Source organism: Brevibacillus panacihumi (assembly GCF_003710985.1).
GTDB lineage: Bacteria > Bacillota > Bacilli > Brevibacillales > Brevibacillaceae > Brevibacillus > Brevibacillus panacihumi.
Map to the genome: position 1 here is coordinate 69,191 of NZ_RHHT01000005.1, position 18,131 is coordinate 87,321.

Consider the following 18,131-nt stretch of genomic DNA (forward strand, 5'->3'; position numbering starts at 1 on the left):
GAGAGCGCCTCGTTTTTCCACAAGATGAGTTTTGAGTAGCCTTAGCCGCTCACAGAGGAGCGGGAGGCAGATGAGACGTTTTACCCGGTATGAATAGCAGTATGCCGGCTGAGAGTAGAGAAGAGCAGAGTTGAGATGAGTTAGGTTGAGGAGAGAAGAGAAGAGCAGGCTGGGTATGAACACACACCCAATCCAGGTCTTTTCCTGGGTTTTTTTATTATTTTCTCCCCCTACCTCTCGCTCTAGAAGCGGGGCAGGAAAGAGATTTTCTTTTTCCGCTCCCCGAAAAGGAGATGAGAGCACATGTATTTTCCCTCCCTTGCCGAGGTGCAAACCCTCTCGGCGTCGTATTCCTTTATTCCTGTAAGCATGACCTTGCTGGCGGACCAGGAGACCCCAATCCGCTTGTATCAAAAAATTCGGACTCGCGATTCGTTCTTGCTCGAAAGTGTGGAAGGCGGAGCTCGCTGGGCGCGCTTTTCCTTTATCGGAAAGAATCCCTTTCAGATCGTGGAGGCAAAAGGCAACGAAATCAGCGTCCGTCGTCGGGATGGCTCGACAACCCGTTTGGAAGGAAATCCCATCAACTTCCTGCGAGCGGAGACAGAGCGCTATAAAAGTCCCAAGCTGCCAGGCTTGCCTCGCCTGAGTGGTGGAGCTGTCGGTTTTTTCGGCTACAATACCCTGCATTATTTTGAAAAGCTTCCTCCCCATTCCCAAGAAGCTTTGCGGGTTCCGGACATGCGCTTCCTGTTCGTCGATGAAATGATCGCATTCGACCACCTCAAGCAGGAGATTCGGTTAATTGTAAACCTGCATGTGGAAGAGAGCGATTCCGCAGCGGCCATTGCCGCAAAATACGCGCAAGTATGTGAACGGCTGGAAGAGCTTGCGAATCAGGTAAGCAGTCCGGCTGTATCTGACCAGCGGATTCCGGTCGCTGTAGAAAAGCCTCGTTCCTTGACAGTGGAAGCCAATATGACTCGCGAGCAATACGAGCAAATGGTTGTACAGGCGAAGGAATACATCGCTGCCGGGGATATTTTCCAAGTCGTACTCTCTCAGCGGTTTTCCGTAAAGACGCAGGTAGATCCTTTTGCTGTCTATCGAGTCCTGCGCACCTTGAATCCTTCTCCGTATATGTTTTACCTCGAATATGGCGATGAGACAGTCGTAGGGACCTCCCCGGAGCTGCTCGTGCGCGTCGAGGACGAGAAAGTGGAGATGCGACCGATCGCTGGAACCCGCAAGCGCGGGGCGACGCCACAAGAGGATGAGTCGTTGGCAGCGGACCTGCTGGCGGACGAAAAGGAACGGGCAGAACATTACATGCTGCTCGATCTCGGCCGCAACGATGTGGGGCGCGTCAGCACGTACGGCAGTGTAAAAGTCGAAGAAGCTCTCGTGATTGAACATTACTCCCACGTCATGCACATGGTCTCCCATGTGACCGGGGAACTTCGCGAAGGCTTGCATCCTTTTGACGCCCTGTTGTCGGCATTTCCGGCTGGCACCGTATCGGGTTCGCCTAAGCTGCGTGCGATGGAGATTATTGCAGAGCTGGAGACAGATGCGCGTCATCTCTACGCTGGCGCAATCGGCTATATCTCCTTCGACGGTTCGCTCGATAGCTGCATCACGATTCGCACACTGGTTTTCCAGGATGGTCAAGCCCATGTCCAGGCCGGTGCAGGGATTGTGGCTGACTCGGTTCCGGCACATGAGTACCAGGAGACACGAAATAAAGCGGCTGCGATGATTTCCGCGCTGGAAAAAGCGGAGCAGTTGTTTGCGCCCAAGGAGGAATTGACATGCTGACGAAAGCGCTGGAGCAAATTTTGCAAGGACAACATCTCAACCGACATGTAGCGGAGGAAGCCATGGGACAGATCATGGACGGGAAGGCGACCGCTGCGCAGATCGGGGCTTTCCTCGCCACACTGCGGTTAAAAGGAGAGCAGGTAGAAGAAATCATCGGATTTGCCAGAGCGATGAGAGCGCGTGCGATCCGCTTTCCGCTGGATATGCCAGGGCTGGTAGACACCTGCGGGACTGGTGGGGACGGAAGCCATACATTTAACATCTCGACAGCGAGTGCGATCGTCGCAGCCAGTGACGGCGTGCGAATCGCCAAGCATGGCAATCGGGCGGTATCGAGCAAGAGCGGCAGCGCCGATGTCCTGGAAGCATTGGGAATCCCGGTCAACCTGAGTCCGGCAGAAGCTGCTGATTGCTTGAGGGCGACGAACCTTTGCTTCTTGTTCGCCCCGACCTATCACCAGGCGATGAAGCATGCGGCGGGACCGCGCAAGGAGCTGGCGGTGCGCACGGTCTTCAATCTGTTGGGCCCCCTGACCAATCCTGCAGGAGCCAGCCATCAGTTGATGGGTGTATACGATGCGAAGCTGCTGCCGATCGTGGCGGAAGTGCTGCGTGAGTTGAACGTCCAGCGGGCCTTGGTCGTAGCAGGCGAAGATGGACTGGACGAATTGACGGTGACGGGAAAAAGCTATATCACCGAGTTGAGAGATGGAAGCATTCACTCGTATGAGGTAGAGCCGGAACAATTCGGTCTCAATCGGCATGAAAAAGATTCCCTTCGAGGCGGCGATGCGGCACAGAACGCGAAGATCATCGCCAATGTATTCGCAGGAGAGCGTGGCGCAGCCCGCGACGTGGTATTGCTCAATGCGGGGGCGATCCTATACCTTTCCAATCGGGCAAGAACGATTGAAGAAGGCGTCATTCGTGCGGCGGAATTGATCGATGAAGGCCACGTAGCGAGCAAGTTGGACCATATTCGCCAGATTGCAGGAGGGATGATTCATGCTTCGTAAAATTGTCGCGCAAAAAATAGAAGAAGTTAGCCGCTTGAAACAGGAGCACACGACAGCGTCATTACTGGCAGAAGCCAATCAGTCTCAGCCGCCACGGGGATTTCGCAGGGCCTTGGAGACAAGTGTTCGCCCCGTCAGCGTCATAGCAGAGGTCAAGAAAGCGTCCCCCTCCAAAGGATTGATTCGGGCCGATTTTTCCCCGGTAGAGATTGCCCTTGCCTATCAAAAGGCAGATGCCGAATGCTTATCGGTACTGACCGACGAAGTCTTTTTTCAGGGTCATCTCTCTTATCTGAAAGACATACGTGCAGCGGTAGATCATCCGCTTCTGCGCAAGGATTTTCTCATTGATGAGCTGCAGGTCATCGAGGCGCGAGCGGCAGGGGCGGACTGCGTCCTGCTGATTGCCGCGATATTGGAGGGAGCCCAGCTTCGAGCGTTGAATCAGGCTGCAGAAGATTTGGGCATGGACGTTCTGATCGAGGTCCATGACCGGGCAGAGTGCGACATGGTTTTCCGCTATACGACGCCCAAGCTGCTCGGCATCAACAATCGGGATCTGCGTACATTTCAGACTGATCTGAATGTCACGCGTGAGCTGATCAAGGAGCTGCCTCCTTCCTTGACAGTGGTGAGCGAAAGCGGCATCGGGACGCCGGAGGATGTGGAAAGTGTACGGAAAAGCGGTGCGCGGTCCGTTTTGGTCGGAGAGCATTTTATGAGACAGCCTGATGTGACAAAAGCCGTCTGCGACCTCGTCGGAAAGACTGCCGAGAAACCGTCGGGGGTGTCTACATGACGCTGGTCAAAATATGCGGCATCAAAAATGAACAAACGCTTGGGCTACTGTCTGAATGCGGAGTTGATTACGCCGGATTTGTCTTTGCTCCAAGCAAGCGCCAAGTAACGGCTGCTGCAGCAGGGGAAATGCTGCGGGCTGTTCCGGAGCATCCGCCGGCGGTGGGCGTTTTCGTCAATCCGACGATAGGCGAATTGACGCAAGTGCTGGCAGAAGCGCCGCTTGCGGTCATTCAGCTGCATGGACAAGAGACACCGGCATTTTGCCAAGAAGTCAAGGAACGGTTTTCTTTGCCGGTCTGGAAGGCGATGGCGGTTGGAAAAGAAGACACGGCTGATCGGTTGGCAGCTTATGCGAACTCAGTAGACGCCTTTTTATTCGATACCTACGATCCTGCACAGGCAGGTGGGACGGGAAAACGGTTTACCTGGGAGGACATTCCGGGGCTTCGGGAAGCCTGCCAGGGGATCACAGAGGTCATCGCTGGGGGAATCCATGCGGGCAATGTGACAGAACTGATCGAGCGCTATCAACCTGCGGTCATTGATCTGTCCAGCGGTGTGGAGACAGACGGAGAAAAAGATTCACAGAAAATAAGAGAACTGATGGAGAGGGTGAAGGGACATGGCTGATGCACAAAAAACAGCAGCAAGAGTCGTTCCAGATGAGAGGGGACGGTTTGGAGAATACGGGGGAAAATTCGTTCCGGAGACGCTGATGAATGCGTTGATGGAGCTGGAACAAGCCTTTGAGGAAGCGAGGCGTGACCCATCCTTTCGAGAAGAGCTGTATGGCTTGCTCACGGAATATGCGGGAAGACCGACGCCGCTTACGTATGCGGAACGGCTGACGGAGGAATTGGGCGGGGCGCGCATCTACCTGAAGCGCGAGGACCTCAACCACACCGGCGCCCACAAGCTGAACAACGCGCTTGGGCAAGGCTTGCTCGCAAAGCGCATGGGGAAAAAGTCGATCATTGCAGAAACGGGAGCGGGCCAGCATGGTGTAGCGAGTGCTACGGTTGCAGCCAAGCTGGGACTGTCCTGCCAGGTGTTCATGGGCGAAGAAGATATTCGACGCCAGTCCCTGAATGTTTTTCGCATGAAACTGCTCGGATCCGAAGTGATTCCGGCTGTTTCAGGCTCCCGCACCCTCAAGGATGCGACGAATGAAGCGATCCGCCACTGGGTATCGCATGTGGATGAAACCTTCTACGTCATCGGCTCCGTCGTAGGACCTCATCCATATCCGTACATGGTGCGCGAATTTCAGAAAATCATCGGGGAGGAGACGCGCAGCCAAATTCTCGACATGCTGGGCAAACTGCCGGATGAAGTGATCGCTTGTGTCGGTGGCGGCAGCAATGCGATCGGGATGTTTTATCCTTTTATCCAGGATGAGTCTGTCGCCTTGCGAGGCGTGGAGGCAGCAGGGCTGGGTGTCGATACGGACAAACACGCAGCTACTTTGACCAAGGGACGTCCCGGCGTGATTCACGGCTCCTTGACCTACCTGTTGCAGGATGAACACGGCCAGGTGCAGGAGGCGCACTCCATCTCCGCAGGCCTGGACTATCCGGGCATTGGACCGGAGCACTCCTACCTCAAGGATACCGGCAGGGTCACGTATGCAGCGATTACAGATGCAGAAGCACTCGAAGCGGTTCAGCTCCTCTGTCGTACAGAAGGGATTATCCCGGCATTGGAGAGCGCCCACGCAGTAGCCGAAGCGATGAAGCGCGCGCCGCAGATGAGCAAGGATCAAGTTCTGGTGATTTGTCTGTCAGGCAGAGGAGACAAAGACGTTTTGACGATCCAGGATGCTTTGGCACCGAAACAGGAAGGGGATAATCAGGCATGACGACTACTCCAGCAAATCGCATTGACCGTTTGTTTGCAGACCGCAGCCGCAAGCGTTTTATACCGTTTATTACCGTGGGAGACCCTACGCTTGAAGCGACTTACCAAGTGATTCAAGGCTTGGCGGAGGCAGGGGCAGACCTGTTCGAGCTGGGAATTCCCTACTCCGACCCGCTCGCGGACGGACCTACGATTCAACGGGCTTCCCAACGAGCTCTCAAGAATGGGGTCTCGATCAAAGACGCTCTGCAGCTGGTCGTCCGCCTGCGGGATAGCGGCATGGAAGCAGGGCTGGTCCTGTTCACCTACGTCAATCCTGTCTTCCAATACGGGATCGAGCGATTCTTCGCGGATCTCGCAGCGAGCGGCGCGGATGGAGTCGTCATTCCCGACCTGCCAGTGGAAGAGAGCGGTCCTGCCGTGGCAGCGGCACAAAAGCACGGCGTTCACGTCATCTCGCTCGTAGCTCCAACCTCGGATGCGCGAATCAAAATGATCGGGGAGCAGGCGACCGGTTTTCTCTATTGTGTGTCCTCTCTTGGCGTGACGGGTGCGCGTTCGGAGCTGCGCAGCGACCTGACAGACTTTTTGGCGCGTGTCAGAGAAAGTACGAATGCGCCAACTGCGGTCGGTTTTGGCATCTCGACCCCGGAACAGGTCCGCACACTCGCGCCCCATGCGGATGCGGTGATCGTGGGGAGTGCGATTGTACGGGAAATCGAGCGGTATGAATCAGAATTGAGGGACCCTGCAACGACAGGAGAGGCTGTCGGAAAAATAAAAAACTTTGTACATCAGCTGACGAGTGCGCTACAATAATGTGAAAAAGAATGCAGGAGTGAGACGTGCATGCAACCGAAGCAACGAATCCTCAATGCCCCGGTCTACCAACCTGGGAAACCGATTGAAGATGTGAAACGCGAATATGGTTTGACGGAAGTGATCAAGCTTGCTTCCAATGAAAATCCGTATGGCTGTTCTCCCAAAGCCAAGGAAGCGATTGTCTCGCAACTGGACAACCTGGCGATTTACCCGGACGGCGCCAGCTTGCAATTGCGTTGGGACTTGGCTGAATTCCTCGGCGTAAAGCCTGAGCAGCTGATCTTTGGCAACGGTTCGGACGAGAATCTCCTCATGATTGCACGCGCCTTCCTTAGCGAAGGTACCAATACAGTGATGGCGAAGCCTACCTTTTCCCAATATCGCTCCAATGCCATCATCGAAGGGGCGGAGCTGATCGAGGTGCCGTTGAAAGACGGCGTGCACGATCTGGAAGCCATGGCTGCTGCCGTCAACGAGCAGACACGCGTTGTCTGGGTATGCAATCCAAATAACCCTTCCGGAACAATCGTCACGACAGCAGAGCTGGAAGCCTTTTTGAAAAAGGTTCCGAAAGAAGTACTGGTCGTTCTGGACGAAGCCTACTACGAGTACGTGGTGGACCCGGAATATCCGCAGACTGTTCCAATGCTTGCTGACTACCCCAATCTGATCATCTTGCGCACCTTTTCCAAAATCTACGGGCTCGCGACGATGCGCGTAGGCTACGGAATCGCTTCCGAAGAAATCGTCTCGGCGCTCGAGCATGTGCGTGAGCCGTTCAACACGGGAACTCTGGGACAGGCAGCAGCCCGTGCAGCCTTGCATGACCAGGAATTCGTCGTTTCCTGCCGGGAGAAGAACAGAGCAGGCATGAAACAGTTGACGGACCGCTTCGACGAATGGGGATTGCAGTACTATCCTTCACAGACGAATTTTGTCCTTGTCAACTTGAACCAGGATTCCAATGAGGTCTTTAAAAAACTGCTGAGTCGTGGTATTATCGTTCGATCCGGTAGTGCACTGGGGCATCCAGGCTATCAGCGAATCACGATTGGGACTGCGGAGCAGAATGAGAAACTGCTGCGCGCCCTCGAAGAGATCGTAAAAGGTGCCTAAATTCAAGCTTGAGATGCCGGGACTTTCCCGGCATTTTTCGCTACACGCGCAAAGGAAGGATCGAAACTGGAGATGAAGAGAACAACCATAGCTGTGATCGGCGTCGGATTAATCGGCGGATCGATCGCTTTATCCTTAAAAAGGGATCCCGACATTCGGATCGTCGGCTTCGATGTCCGTCAGGATTTTTTGGATAAAGCATTGAATACAGGGGCCATCCATGCGGGAACGACCGATTTGCAGACAGCAGTAAGAGAAGCAAACGTTATTTTCCTAGCAGCTCCTGTGGAACAGATCTACGCGATTCTCGAATCGCTTCGCAATCTGGATTTGCAGCCCGGCGTTATCGTCACGGACGCTGGAAGCATCAAAACAGGCATCGTAAACCATGCGATTCGCGTCATTCCCGACCATGTTACCTTTATTGGCGGCCATCCGATGGCAGGCTCTCATAAATCAGGAGTCGAGGCAGCCTCCGATCGTTTGTTTGAAAACGCCTATTACGTGTTGACGCCTGCGCCCGGCACTCCAGAAGACAAGGTGGAGTATTTGAGCGAGCTGCTTCAGCTGACGCGGGCAAAGATCGTGCGCATGGATGCTGACACGCATGACCAAGTCGTCGGAGCAGTCAGCCATTTTCCACATATTCTGGCTTCAGCTCTGGTGAATCTGGTAGCGGGCTATGATGATGAAAACGCCTGGCATGCCCGTCTGGCTGCAGGCGGCTTCCGAGACATTACCCGCATCGCATCCAGCAATCCGCGCATGTGGCGCGACATCCTCCTGCACAACCGCGAGCATCTGCTCCAGATCGGACGCGATTGGTCAAAAGCGCTGGAGGATGTGATGAAGCTGGTCGAAGAAGGGAATCCCGACGGCATTGAACAGTTTTTTCAATCTGCTCGCGATTTCCGCGATGGACTGCCCGAGAGAAAAACGGGTGCACTGCCTCCGCTCTACGATCTGTACATTGACATTCCTGACCATCCGGGTGAGATCGGTCGGATTACGACCTTGCTCGGGGCCAAGCAGATCAACATTACCAATCTGCAAATCAGGGAGACGCGGGAGGACATCTACGGCGCATTGCGGATTACGTTCCAATCCCAGTACGAGATGGAAAAAGGGGAAGAGCTGCTGCTCTATTTCGAGTACAATGTGTACAGACGATAGTTTTTCATGCGAAGGTACTTTACAACGAAGACGCTTCACAGCATGACTGGCTAGATGAAGAAGGGGAGTGTACGTGTGCTACGCATCAAACCAACCAATCAAATCAAAGGAACGATCCGTGTTCCAGGAGATAAATCAATTTCCCATCGCGCGGTCATGTTCGGAGCGCTTGCCAAGGGAACGACGCGCATCGAGGGCTTTCTCCCAGGTGCAGATTGCTTGAGCACGATTCAATGCTTCAAGCAAATGGGGATTGAGATTGAGCAAGATGGGGACCGCGTCACCGTCCAGGGGAAAGGCTGGTACGGCCTGCAAGAGCCTTCCTCTCGTCTGGATGTCGGCAACTCCGGCACCACCATTCGCCTGATGGCAGGCATTATGGCAACCCAGCCCTTCCATGTCGTCATGGAAGGAGACGAATCGATCGCCAAGCGGCCCATGCGCCGCGTGATTGGTCCATTGCGCCAGATGGGGGCCAAAATTGACGGGCGCAAAGAGGGAGAATTCACCCCATTGTCCATCCGCGGCGGAGGATTAACAGGGATCTCCTATGACTCTCCGGTAGCGAGCGCGCAGGTGAAGTCGGCTATTTTGCTCGCAGGATTGCAGGCACAAGGCGAAACCTCCGTGACAGAACCCCATCTGTCGCGCGACCACACAGAGAGAATGCTCCAAGCGTTTGGCGTGCAGGTCGAGCGTGACGGCTTGACCGTTCGTGTCAAAGGCGGTCAAGAGCTGCAAGGACGCGACATCCAGGTCCCTGGGGACATCTCTTCAGCCGCTTTTCTGATTGCAGCTGTGATGATGGTGCCGGGCAGCTCCCTGCTGATTGAAAATGTGGGGATCAACCCGAGCCGCACTGGTATCATCGACGTCGTACGCCAGATGGGCGGCGGTCTTGAACTGCTCAATGAACGAGTAGTCAATGAAGAACCGGTCGCGGATCTTCTGGTGACGTACGCGCCGTTGCACGGCATTGAAATCGCAGGAGATATCATTCCGCGACTGATCGACGAGATTCCGGTGATCGCGGTCATGGCGACGCAGGCGGCCGGCCAAACGGTCATTCGTGACGCGCAGGAATTGAAAGTAAAAGAGACAGACCGCATCGCATCAGTTGTAAGCCAGCTCAGCAAGTTTGGGGCCGACTTGGAACCGACAGATGACGGAATGATTATCACCGGCAGCTCCAAGCTGAAAGGCGCTGTCATCGACAGCATGGGCGATCACCGTATCGGCATGGCGATGGCGATTGCCGGACTGGCTGCAGAAGGGGAGACACAGATCGAGAACGACGAAGCGATCGCCGTATCGTTCCCTGGATTTGCCGAGTTGCTAAGCAGGATTAGTCTATAGAAGAAAGGCAAAAAACCCACATGATGGTGTGTGGGTTTTTTGCATGACCGGCTGTACTGATAAAAAAATTGCCCAGTAAAATAATATTGATTTTATTCCCGAATTTTAGCAAAAATGATTTGACAAGCGCTTACATTCCGTTTATTATAAAAATACAGTATGGTTTCTCTCCACTCCTATCCAATATATAAAGCACATATCGTGCTACCGTCTATTGAATGCGTTTTCAAAAGACGGTCTTTTTTTTTGTATTTTTCCTGCCTCCCTCTCATAAGCATGTATAAGATAACGTGCGGTTTCGGGATGGGGAGGGGACAAGCATTGCAGCAGGAGACAGTGATTCGCGGCGGCACGATTGTGACAGCGCAAGGGCTGTTGGAGACGGATGTCTGGGTCGTCGACGGAAAGATAGCCCGTTGGGGGAAGGACACGCTGCAGGCCAAAAAGCAGGTGTCGAGGCCGAAGGAAATTGATGCAACCGGGATGTACCTTTTGCCCGGTTTTTTAGCAATGGCTCCTCCGCATCTTCAGCGGTTGAAGGGGAGGGACTACCTGGAAGAGGTCAGGGCGATGATCCGGACAGGCTGTACGACGCTCGTGGATGTGCTTTTGCCTGAGCGCTGGATGGATCGCACCCAGGTAGCCTATCTGAAGACGAGCCATTACAACAGCCCCATTGATTACGTCTGGCATGTCGGCCTGGAAGTCCCTCGTTTTACGGCCAAGGAAGTCCTCGAATGGTGCCGGCAGGGATTCCGGACGATTCGATTGCACCTCCGGCATTTGGGCGATATTTCCACCCTGGAATGGGAAACTATTTCGCAAATCCTTACGTCATATAGAACGATGCTTCATCTTCACCTGCCGCCAAGGTCGTCGCTTGGCAAGGCGGATCGCGAAGAACTCCAGCGCCGCTGGATGGAGGTCACCCGTTTCTGGAATATTCGTATCGTCGTAGAACAGATGCTTCCTCCCTTTGAGGAAGATGACTTCGAGAAGTATTATCATCTGTACTGGCTCGATGCCGAACATACGGAACGCGGTCTTCGGGCTATGCAACGTCAATGGTATGGTTCTTGTCCGATTGCTTCCTCGATCAAGGAAATCCGCTTCGATTACCGGAGAAAGTGGTGTTCGGAGGAGGAGCTTTTGTCCCTTCTGGTACGGCTGGCGTCGAGAAACGTCGCCAAGGCTGTCGGATTGTATCCACGAAAAGGGTCGCTTGCTCCAGGGGCGGATGCCGATATCCTTTTCCTGAAAAAGGAATACTGGTTGACAAAGATGGATTCTTCCACTATTCTCAATTTTAGTGAAATCGAGCTTCCAACATCTGTTATGTCGAATGGTATTTGGATATATCGAGATTTGCAGTTTCTCCCCGTCTTGGGACTTGGCAGGTGCCTTCGAGACACCAGGCCCTATTCCTATGTCATCTAGTCCTTGCGCATGGGGATATTTTCATAAAGGGTTTTTTGCAGACAGACGAGAAAAAAGATCTGATAACAGCGCAACTTTTTAGCTCTCCGGCGGTCTAATTAGGCAAAAGGTCGCTGGGGAGTCGGAATCGCAAGGAGGTAATCCTGAACATGACCGATTCCCAGCTTATCCGAGAGATTAAAGAAGGTAATCTGGAATGCTATGCTGAGCTGATTCGTCGATATGAGAAAAAGATCCTCGCTTTTGTCACACATCTTTTGCGTCAGGCACATCTGGAGCACATTGCAGAGGATATCTGTCAGGAGACGTTTTACAAGGCGTATAAAAGCATTCATTCTTTCCGAGATGTAGAAGCTACGTTCTCCACTTGGCTTTATACGATTGCCCGCAACTCCGTCTTGAGCGAACTGCGCAAAAGTCGAAATTCAGATGTCTATCTGGAGGACACGCTACAGGTGCCGACAGCTTCTTCGGAACGTCTGCCTGAGCAAGTCCTGTTGCGCAATGAAAGGGAACAGATGGTCAGACTGGCTATCAACAACTTGCCGGAAAAACAACGTTCTGCCCTGATCCTGCGCGAGTACGAACAGTTGGATTACAACGAGATTGCCACCATTCTCGATTTGACCGTAAGCTCGGTCAAGTCCCTGTTGTTCCGCGCTCGGCAAAGTATAAAAGGACAATTGGAAGCCTATATCCTGGACCCTCATTTGGATGAAGCTGAAGGGATGAATCGATGATGAGATGTGAAGAAGTTCAGGAGCTCCTGCCTGATTACGCCGAGAATCTGTTGTCCGAGGTAACACAAAGACGCGTAGACCATCATATGGCGAGTTGTTACGCCTGTCGCTCGGATTATGAGCTGTGGTCAGACAGCGGAGAGTGGATGAAGGAGGACATGGAGCAGTACCATTCCGTGACCCCGTCCCGTTCGATTGTAGACGCTGTGATGGCCAGGATCCTCTCGGAGGAAAAATGGGCGATTCCGATCGGTCGGAAAATCTTTACCGTAACGGCGAAAATGAGAAGAATGGGCGCGAGTGCCGCAGCCGTTTTGCTCATGGTCTTTACGTTTACGCTCTATTTGAATACCAGTTCTACGGAGCATGCCAATGCTTTGATGATCGATGGAGAGTTGATGGCAATGGAGACATCCAAGGCCCAGGTCATCTCTTCTTCAATGCAGACGGATGACGGCACCTATGTGGTAGAGACGCCGCCATTGTCTGCCCAGCATGATGATGCATTGCAGTACGCGACTGCGTCGATCATACCGCTGGACGGAAAACCGGTCAGCAACGATTATGCCAAGCCTAACTACAGCATTGTCCTCAGTGTTTTTGGTATTTTAATTACAGTCTTAACAATGAGTTGGCTTACACGGGTATAATGGTATATGATCAAATGAAACAGCAAAAGACCGTCCTCGGACGGTCTTTTGCCACTGTTGATCCTACATATGAGGTGAACGGAATGCCGAAAAAATGGCTCTACGTCATAGACGAGGCGATCAAACGGATTGAAAATGATGAGGTAGAGCTGGGTTTGACAGCTCTGCAAAAAGTACAGGAGCATGGAAGGGATCTACCCGAAGTCATGATGTATCTGGCGGAGGTTTGGTATCGCTTGGGCCACCTGGAGGAAGCCTCCTCGCTGCTGTCAGAAATTCTTCAGAAGAATCCCGGTATGGAGCCTTCGCTGCGTCGGGAATGCCAAATGCTGCTCGCAGAGATTGCGCTGGATTCCGGAGATTTTGAGACGGCTCAGCACTTGCTGTACGAGTGCAAGGAATCCGGTGTGGAGAGCATTCAGCTTGATTTGCTGATGGCGGACCTGTACGCGTTGCAGGATTTGGATGAAGTTGCAGTAAAATATCTGGAGCAAGCTCGTCAGAAAGAACCGGACAACCAGGATATTTTGGCTGCCTTGGGTAATCTGTATTTCCGGATCGGCAATGACGAGGAAGCGTTGAGGCTGCTGGAACAGGCAGGAGAAGAGAGCCTGGAGCTGTTGCTCAGCAAAGGGCGTTCGCTAGCGCAGAACGGTCACTTCGAGCAGGCCTATCAGGTATTTCGGCAGGCATTGGTCTTGGACCAGTCTACAGAGGTTTTGTACGGATGCAGCCTGATGGCGTTCCACATCGGCCGCTTGGATGATGCGGTGGAGCTGGTAAACAGACTGCTTGCGCTCGATGAGGAATACGTGGCTGCCTATCCGCTTGCTGCGGATATCTACCTGTCTCTCGGCAAAACGGAGAAAGCTATTGAGGCGCTGCAGCAATACGTGGAATTGTCAGGATTTGACCTGGATCATATCAAACGCCTCGTCGCATTGTTGACCCAAGCAGGAAGGTACGAGGAAGCGAAGGAATACCAACATCTTCTCAATCAGTGGGACGATCAATCGAACGAAGAATAGCAGGGCACAAAAACAGGAAGTCACATCGGTGGCTTCCTGTTTATTTTTCCGCATTCTGGCAAGAATGGAGCATAAACGTAAGCCAACGCAAAGAAGGGATGCGCAGATGAACTTGGCTGAGATCTTGGTTTACACCGATATCCGGCAGCTCCATCAGATTGCCAACCATTATGGATGCGAATGCAACCCTCATTCCAAAAATGATCTGATCACGTCACTGCTGTCCAGTTTGCGGCATCGGTTGACAATCTCTCAGGAAGTTACGAATTTAAGCAAGGATGAGACTCACTTCATGCTGCTGCTCTTTCTCGACAAGCGAACGGTGATGTCGCTCGAAGACCTGCTGGCCAAGGCGGGGATTGCACTGGACGGAGCCAAGGAGCAAAAGCAGGCGGAAGCACGCCGCTTTGTAACACAGGCGATGAAGAGGGGCTGGATTTACCCGATCAGGAGCAAAGCAGTGGGACAGTACCAGATTCCGCTCGACATTCGCGAGCCTTATTTGCAGGCTTGGCTTGAAAAATGGCGGCAGGAGCACCACATACTGGAGCTGCAAAGCATTGATGCGTATCGGGATGAAGGAACGGCCCTGTGTGACGATATCATGCAATTTTTACAATTTCTTCAGCAGGAGCCAGTTCCCCTGACTGCTGAGGGAGGCATGTACAAGCGGCATCAACAACAGCTTTTTCAATTTTTGTTTGTAAAAGAAGAGCCGCTGCTGCCGCAAAAATGGCGGTTTGGCTACGGGCTTCACTTTGATCTATACCCGGACCGTTTTTCGCTGTTGTATGATTTCTGCTATTACAACAAGTGGATCGAGGAGTCGGGCGGCAAGGTCGGACTTTCGGAGGCAGGCAGGGAAAGGCTGGAGCAGCAGTACGAGGACAGCCTGTACCATGATCTGATACGCTTTTGGATCAGACTCTACAAAAAACCGATTCCGAATTTGCCGATGCTTGTGCAGTTGATTCCCATGCTGGTGTCCGGCGGATGGGTTCAACAATCCACTTTGACACAGACGTTGTTGGATTGGGTAAAGGAGTTTTATTACGACGACTCTTTTCAGGTACTGACAAATCGGGTATGCAAGATGATGGTTCATCTCGGTTTGTTGCGTGTCGGACAAGATCAGGAAGGAAACTGGTTGTATTCAGCCACGTACGCAAGTCAGACGTGGCTGCGCAAATACAACGGCTTTGCGGAGACAACCATTCTGTTGGGCGACAGGAACGGTTAGGCCCTGCGACGGTGCAAGTCATAACGGTGGTTGCATGTAGATTGCTTGGCTGCTGCGGCTTGGCCACAGACGGCCGAATCCAGTTAGGAAAAGTGAGGGATGGGTATGGAGTGGCTGAATTTCTATTCCAATGCGTATGGTACGAACAATCAAATGGTTTCGGGCTTGTTGTCCGAGATCGTGATCGACGAACAGATGCGCAGCTATCGGAAACGGGAGCTTTATAAAGAGATTGACGAAGCACTGGCAAAAAAGGACAAGGAAGTTTTTTTGCAACTTACCGGAGAGTTGAAAAAAATCATGGCCTACGAGCAGAAGTGATGTTGCTGGAAAGAATGGCCAAGGCGGATTGCCAGTCTCGACAGATTCATGGTACGCTAACTTCCGTAAATCTACGAGAAGAGGAGCTAGAGCCATGCAGTGGAATACGAATGAACTGGAGAATTGGGAGCAGCTGCGGAGCGATGTAGATACCGCGCTACTCCCTCTTTATTTGTATCGATCTGGCGCTCAGGTGCCCGACCACGTCCTGCGGATGAATTATTTATTGAACGTAGCGGCTGGAATCGAACGAAAGCTGAGGGGAAGAGTCTTATTGTTTCCGATGGTCTATCAGTTTTCAGATGAGCAGATGACGCCACGGCTTCCGGAAGGTTTTGCACATGCTGTCATTCTTCATTTTAGTGGCGACGCCATGAAGAAGACAGAAGAAAATGCGGACGCCCTCATGCTAGCGGTAGGGGATCAGGAGCTGGATTCCGCGTTGCGCTTTGAAGTCACAGTAGATGTCTTGTACCGAGAAGTGATTCGACATTGGCAGCGAAATAGCGAGCATTAGAGAAAGACTTCGGGTCATACTAGTTTTTAGCAAGAGGAATAGGGCTATTTTTGACAAAATGGTAACAATATCTTTATTATCAGGGGATTGAATCGGTCCTGTCCATTGGACATTCTTGACATCTGAATAGGCGTTAGCTATGATTGGGATTGACCTAGTGTATATGTATGAAAACGCCATCGTTGCGCTATTTTACAGGATAAGGAGGGAAAAGATATGGGCGATAAACGCGAAATTTCCAGACGTACATTTCTAAACTACGCACTGATGGGAACTGGCGGGTTTCTTGCTGCAGGAATGATCACCCCAATGCTTCGCTTTGCGGTTGACCCCCTGCTCCAAGGACATACCGGAGGAGATATGGTAGCGGTCGGAAGTCCTGATGACTTCGGGCCAGACCCTAAGCGTGTTGAGTTTAAGGTACATACCAAGGACGGTTGGTATGAATCAGAGACCACACTGTCTGCTTGGATTCGTAAGCTTGAAGATGGCACGATCCTGGCTTTGTCCCCGATTTGCAAACACTTAGGCTGTACAGTTGACTGGAACACAAGCCCTGATTTTCCAAACGAGTACTTTTGTCCATGCCACATGGGCCGCTATGCAATCAACGGTGAACACATCCTGGGTACGCCGCCTACTGCATCTCTTGACGAATACGAGACTGAGATCAAAGACGGCAAATTGTATCTGGGCGCTGTGAAAGCGAATCCTCGTGCGGGGGTGAGTGGTTAAGATGATGCAAAAAATGTACGATTGGGTTGATGAACGACTCAATATCACTCCGATGTGGCGTGATTTGGCCGACCACGAGGTACCTGAGCACGTGAACCCGGCACATCATTTCTCTGCTTTTGTTTACTGCTTTGGTGGTCTTACGTTCTTTATTACCGTTATTCAAATCTTGTCTGGCATGTTCTTGACCATGTATTACGTACCAGACATCATCAATGCGTATGAATCGGTGAAATACCTGCAAAACGAGGTTGCTTTCGGATCGATCGTTCGTGCGATGCACCACTGGGGTGCCAGCTTGGTTATCGTCATGATGTTCCTGCACACCTTGCGCGTATTCTTCACCGGGGCTTACAAAAAACCGCGTGAGCTGAACTGGGTAGTCGGCGTACTGATTTTCTTCGTCATGCTCGGACTTGGCTTCACCGGATATCTGCTCCCGTGGGATAACACAGCATACTTCGCAACCAAGGTAGGTCTGCAAATTGCTGACTCCGTACCGTTTATTGGTCCGTATGCAAAAATGCTGCTTACGGGTGGCGAAATCGTTGGGGCCCAAACCCTGACACGTTTCTTTGCAATTCACGTATTCTTCCTGCCTGCTGGTCTGTTTGCCCTGTTGGCAGCTCACTTTGTAATGATTCGTTCGCAAGGGATCTCGGGTCCACTATAAAATAGTCTTCATAACATAAGGAGGAATTAGCATGGCAAAACAGGATAAAGATGCTACCTTCGTTGGAGACTCCCGAGTATCGGCGAAGCGTATCCCTAATATTTCCCCATCCTACTCTGACTTTCCGGGAAAAACCGAGCCTTTCTGGCCGAACTTCCTGTTGAAAGAGTGGATGGTTGCGGCCGTTTGCTTGGTCGGTTTCTTGATTTTGACGGTATCCCATCCGTCGCCACTGACTGACAAAGCAAACCCGAATGACACCTCTTTCCTCCCGTTGCCAGACTGGTACTTCTTGTTCCTGTATCAGTTGCTCAAGTATCCTTGGGCTGCCGGAGACTGGGTCGTCATCGGTATTATTGGTATCCCGGGTATTGCCTTTGGCGCCCTGATGTTGGCTCCTTGGCTGGATACCGGTAAAGAACGCCGTCCATCCAAACGTCCAGTAGCAACTGGTCTGATGCTGACAGCGTTGGTCGCTATCTTCTACCTGACCTGGACTGCAAACGATCAAGCGAACCACTTGAAACACAAGAGTGGTGGCGAGGGCGGTGGCGGCACGCCTCCAGCTGCTGCGGCACCAGCTCCTGCAGATTCCAGTTTTAAAGCAGATGCAGTCTGGAAAGCGCAAGCAAGCTGCATGGGTTGCCATGGCGGCAACATGGAAGGCGGAATGGGACCTAACCTGCAAAAAATCGGCAGCGAACTGGATGCTACCCAAATTGCCGACATCATCAAGAACGGTAAAGGTCAAATGCCACCTGGTTTGATCAAGGATGATGCAGAAATCCAAAAACTTGCTGAGTACTTGGCAAGCCTGAAATAAGCTCA

The 18,131-nt window shown here is 52.4% G+C and carries 19 protein-coding genes; all 19 read left to right on the plus strand.

Going from position 1 to position 18,131, the window contains the following annotated elements:
- Positions 1-303: 303 nt before the first annotated feature.
- The 19 genes from trpE to EDM58_RS04655 all read left to right on the plus strand — a co-directional run bounded on the left by trpE (position 304) and on the right by EDM58_RS04655 (position 18,126).
- Entirely contained in the window at positions 304-1,818 is a 1,515-nt protein-coding gene (trpE, locus tag EDM58_RS04565) for an anthranilate synthase component I (RefSeq protein ID WP_122912303.1), read from the plus strand.
- Positions 1,812-2,837 (plus strand): anthranilate phosphoribosyltransferase, encoded by a 1,026-nt coding sequence (gene trpD, locus EDM58_RS04570; protein WP_122912304.1) that lies wholly within the window; start codon positions 1,812-1,814, stop codon positions 2,835-2,837. Before trpE ends, trpD begins: the two co-directional genes overlap by 7 nt.
- Positions 2,827-3,636, plus strand: coding sequence for an indole-3-glycerol phosphate synthase TrpC (gene trpC, locus EDM58_RS04575; RefSeq protein WP_122912305.1), 810 nt, complete (start codon positions 2,827-2,829; stop codon positions 3,634-3,636). The genes trpD and trpC overlap by 11 nt, the downstream gene beginning before the upstream one ends.
- Positions 3,633-4,268 (plus strand): phosphoribosylanthranilate isomerase, encoded by a 636-nt coding sequence (locus tag EDM58_RS04580; RefSeq protein WP_122912306.1) that lies wholly within the window; start codon positions 3,633-3,635, stop codon positions 4,266-4,268. Before trpC ends, EDM58_RS04580 begins: the two co-directional genes overlap by 4 nt.
- A complete protein-coding gene (gene trpB, locus EDM58_RS04585; RefSeq protein WP_122912307.1) occupies positions 4,261-5,496 on the plus strand; it encodes a tryptophan synthase subunit beta in 1,236 nt (411 codons plus the stop codon). Before EDM58_RS04580 ends, trpB begins: the two co-directional genes overlap by 8 nt.
- Entirely contained in the window at positions 5,493-6,314 is an 822-nt protein-coding gene (gene trpA / locus EDM58_RS04590) for a tryptophan synthase subunit alpha (RefSeq protein ID WP_122912308.1), read from the plus strand. Before trpB ends, trpA begins: the two co-directional genes overlap by 4 nt.
- Before the next feature lie 30 nt (positions 6,315-6,344).
- Positions 6,345-7,433: a histidinol-phosphate transaminase gene (hisC, locus tag EDM58_RS04595; protein ID WP_122912309.1), complete on the plus strand. Its 1,089-nt coding sequence runs from the start codon at positions 6,345-6,347 to the stop codon at positions 7,431-7,433.
- Between the two features lie 72 nt (positions 7,434-7,505).
- Positions 7,506-8,606, plus strand: coding sequence for a prephenate dehydrogenase (locus EDM58_RS04600; RefSeq protein WP_122912310.1), 1,101 nt, complete (start codon positions 7,506-7,508; stop codon positions 8,604-8,606).
- A 75-nt stretch (positions 8,607-8,681) separates the two neighbouring features.
- Entirely contained in the window at positions 8,682-9,962 is a 1,281-nt protein-coding gene (gene aroA, locus EDM58_RS04605) for a 3-phosphoshikimate 1-carboxyvinyltransferase (protein WP_122912311.1), read from the plus strand.
- A gap of 321 nt (positions 9,963-10,283) precedes the next feature.
- Positions 10,284-11,399 carry an amidohydrolase family protein gene (locus EDM58_RS04610; RefSeq protein WP_246000541.1) on the plus strand — a complete coding sequence of 372 codons (1,116 nt, stop codon included), beginning with the start codon at positions 10,284-10,286 and terminating at the stop codon, positions 11,397-11,399.
- 149 nt (positions 11,400-11,548) lie between these two features.
- Positions 11,549-12,139, plus strand: coding sequence for an RNA polymerase sigma factor (locus EDM58_RS04615; RefSeq protein ID WP_122912313.1), 591 nt, complete (start codon positions 11,549-11,551; stop codon positions 12,137-12,139).
- Positions 12,136-12,789 carry a zf-HC2 domain-containing protein gene (locus EDM58_RS04620; protein WP_122912314.1) on the plus strand — a complete coding sequence of 218 codons (654 nt, stop codon included), beginning with the start codon at positions 12,136-12,138 and terminating at the stop codon, positions 12,787-12,789. Before EDM58_RS04615 ends, EDM58_RS04620 begins: the two co-directional genes overlap by 4 nt.
- A gap of 83 nt (positions 12,790-12,872) precedes the next feature.
- On the plus strand, positions 12,873-13,817 hold the full coding sequence (locus EDM58_RS04625; protein WP_122912343.1) for a tetratricopeptide repeat protein: 945 nt from the start codon (positions 12,873-12,875) through the stop codon (positions 13,815-13,817).
- Positions 13,818-13,923: 106 nt separating this feature from the next.
- Positions 13,924-15,057 (plus strand): hypothetical protein, encoded by a 1,134-nt coding sequence (locus tag EDM58_RS04630; RefSeq protein WP_122912344.1) that lies wholly within the window; start codon positions 13,924-13,926, stop codon positions 15,055-15,057.
- Between the two features lie 105 nt (positions 15,058-15,162).
- Entirely contained in the window at positions 15,163-15,378 is a 216-nt protein-coding gene (locus EDM58_RS04635; protein WP_023554405.1) for an IDEAL domain-containing protein, read from the plus strand.
- A gap of 94 nt (positions 15,379-15,472) precedes the next feature.
- On the plus strand, positions 15,473-15,895 hold the full coding sequence (locus tag EDM58_RS04640; RefSeq protein ID WP_122912315.1) for a DUF2487 family protein: 423 nt from the start codon (positions 15,473-15,475) through the stop codon (positions 15,893-15,895).
- 216 nt (positions 15,896-16,111) lie between these two features.
- Entirely contained in the window at positions 16,112-16,630 is a 519-nt protein-coding gene (locus EDM58_RS04645) for a QcrA and Rieske domain-containing protein (protein WP_122912316.1), read from the plus strand.
- 1 nt (position 16,631) lies between these two features.
- Positions 16,632-17,303, plus strand: coding sequence for a menaquinol-cytochrome c reductase cytochrome b subunit (gene qcrB / locus EDM58_RS04650; RefSeq protein ID WP_023554402.1), 672 nt, complete (start codon positions 16,632-16,634; stop codon positions 17,301-17,303).
- A 31-nt stretch (positions 17,304-17,334) separates the two neighbouring features.
- Complete coding sequence (locus tag EDM58_RS04655; protein ID WP_122912317.1) at positions 17,335-18,126, plus strand: menaquinol-cytochrome c reductase cytochrome b/c subunit; 792 nt, start codon at positions 17,335-17,337, stop codon at positions 18,124-18,126.
- Positions 18,127-18,131: the final 5 nt, after the last annotated feature.

Excerpts from the sequence above, each read along its gene's own strand:
- trpE (WP_122912303.1), top strand. The coding sequence starts at position 304 with ATGTATTTTCCCTCCCTTGCCGAGGTGCAAACCCTCTCGGCGTCGTAT.
- trpD (WP_122912304.1), top strand. The coding sequence starts at position 1,812 with ATGCTGACGAAAGCGCTGGAGCAAATTTTGCAAGGACAACATCTCAAC.
- trpC (WP_122912305.1), top strand. The coding sequence starts at position 2,827 with ATGCTTCGTAAAATTGTCGCGCAAAAAATAGAAGAAGTTAGCCGCTTG.
- EDM58_RS04580 (WP_122912306.1), top strand. The coding sequence starts at position 3,633 with ATGACGCTGGTCAAAATATGCGGCATCAAAAATGAACAAACGCTTGGG.
- trpB (WP_122912307.1), top strand. The coding sequence starts at position 4,261 with ATGGCTGATGCACAAAAAACAGCAGCAAGAGTCGTTCCAGATGAGAGG.
- trpA (WP_122912308.1), top strand. The coding sequence starts at position 5,493 with ATGACGACTACTCCAGCAAATCGCATTGACCGTTTGTTTGCAGACCGC.
- hisC (WP_122912309.1), top strand. The coding sequence starts at position 6,345 with ATGCAACCGAAGCAACGAATCCTCAATGCCCCGGTCTACCAACCTGGG.
- EDM58_RS04600 (WP_122912310.1), top strand. The coding sequence starts at position 7,506 with ATGAAGAGAACAACCATAGCTGTGATCGGCGTCGGATTAATCGGCGGA.
- EDM58_RS04615 (WP_122912313.1), top strand. The coding sequence starts at position 11,549 with ATGACCGATTCCCAGCTTATCCGAGAGATTAAAGAAGGTAATCTGGAA.
- EDM58_RS04620 (WP_122912314.1), top strand. The coding sequence starts at position 12,136 with ATGATGAGATGTGAAGAAGTTCAGGAGCTCCTGCCTGATTACGCCGAG.
- EDM58_RS04625 (WP_122912343.1), top strand. The coding sequence starts at position 12,873 with ATGCCGAAAAAATGGCTCTACGTCATAGACGAGGCGATCAAACGGATT.
- EDM58_RS04630 (WP_122912344.1), top strand. The coding sequence starts at position 13,924 with ATGAACTTGGCTGAGATCTTGGTTTACACCGATATCCGGCAGCTCCAT.
- EDM58_RS04635 (WP_023554405.1), top strand. The coding sequence starts at position 15,163 with ATGGAGTGGCTGAATTTCTATTCCAATGCGTATGGTACGAACAATCAA.
- EDM58_RS04640 (WP_122912315.1), top strand. The coding sequence starts at position 15,473 with ATGCAGTGGAATACGAATGAACTGGAGAATTGGGAGCAGCTGCGGAGC.
- EDM58_RS04645 (WP_122912316.1), top strand. The coding sequence starts at position 16,112 with ATGGGCGATAAACGCGAAATTTCCAGACGTACATTTCTAAACTACGCA.
- qcrB (WP_023554402.1), top strand. The coding sequence starts at position 16,632 with ATGATGCAAAAAATGTACGATTGGGTTGATGAACGACTCAATATCACT.
- EDM58_RS04655 (WP_122912317.1), top strand. The coding sequence starts at position 17,335 with ATGGCAAAACAGGATAAAGATGCTACCTTCGTTGGAGACTCCCGAGTA.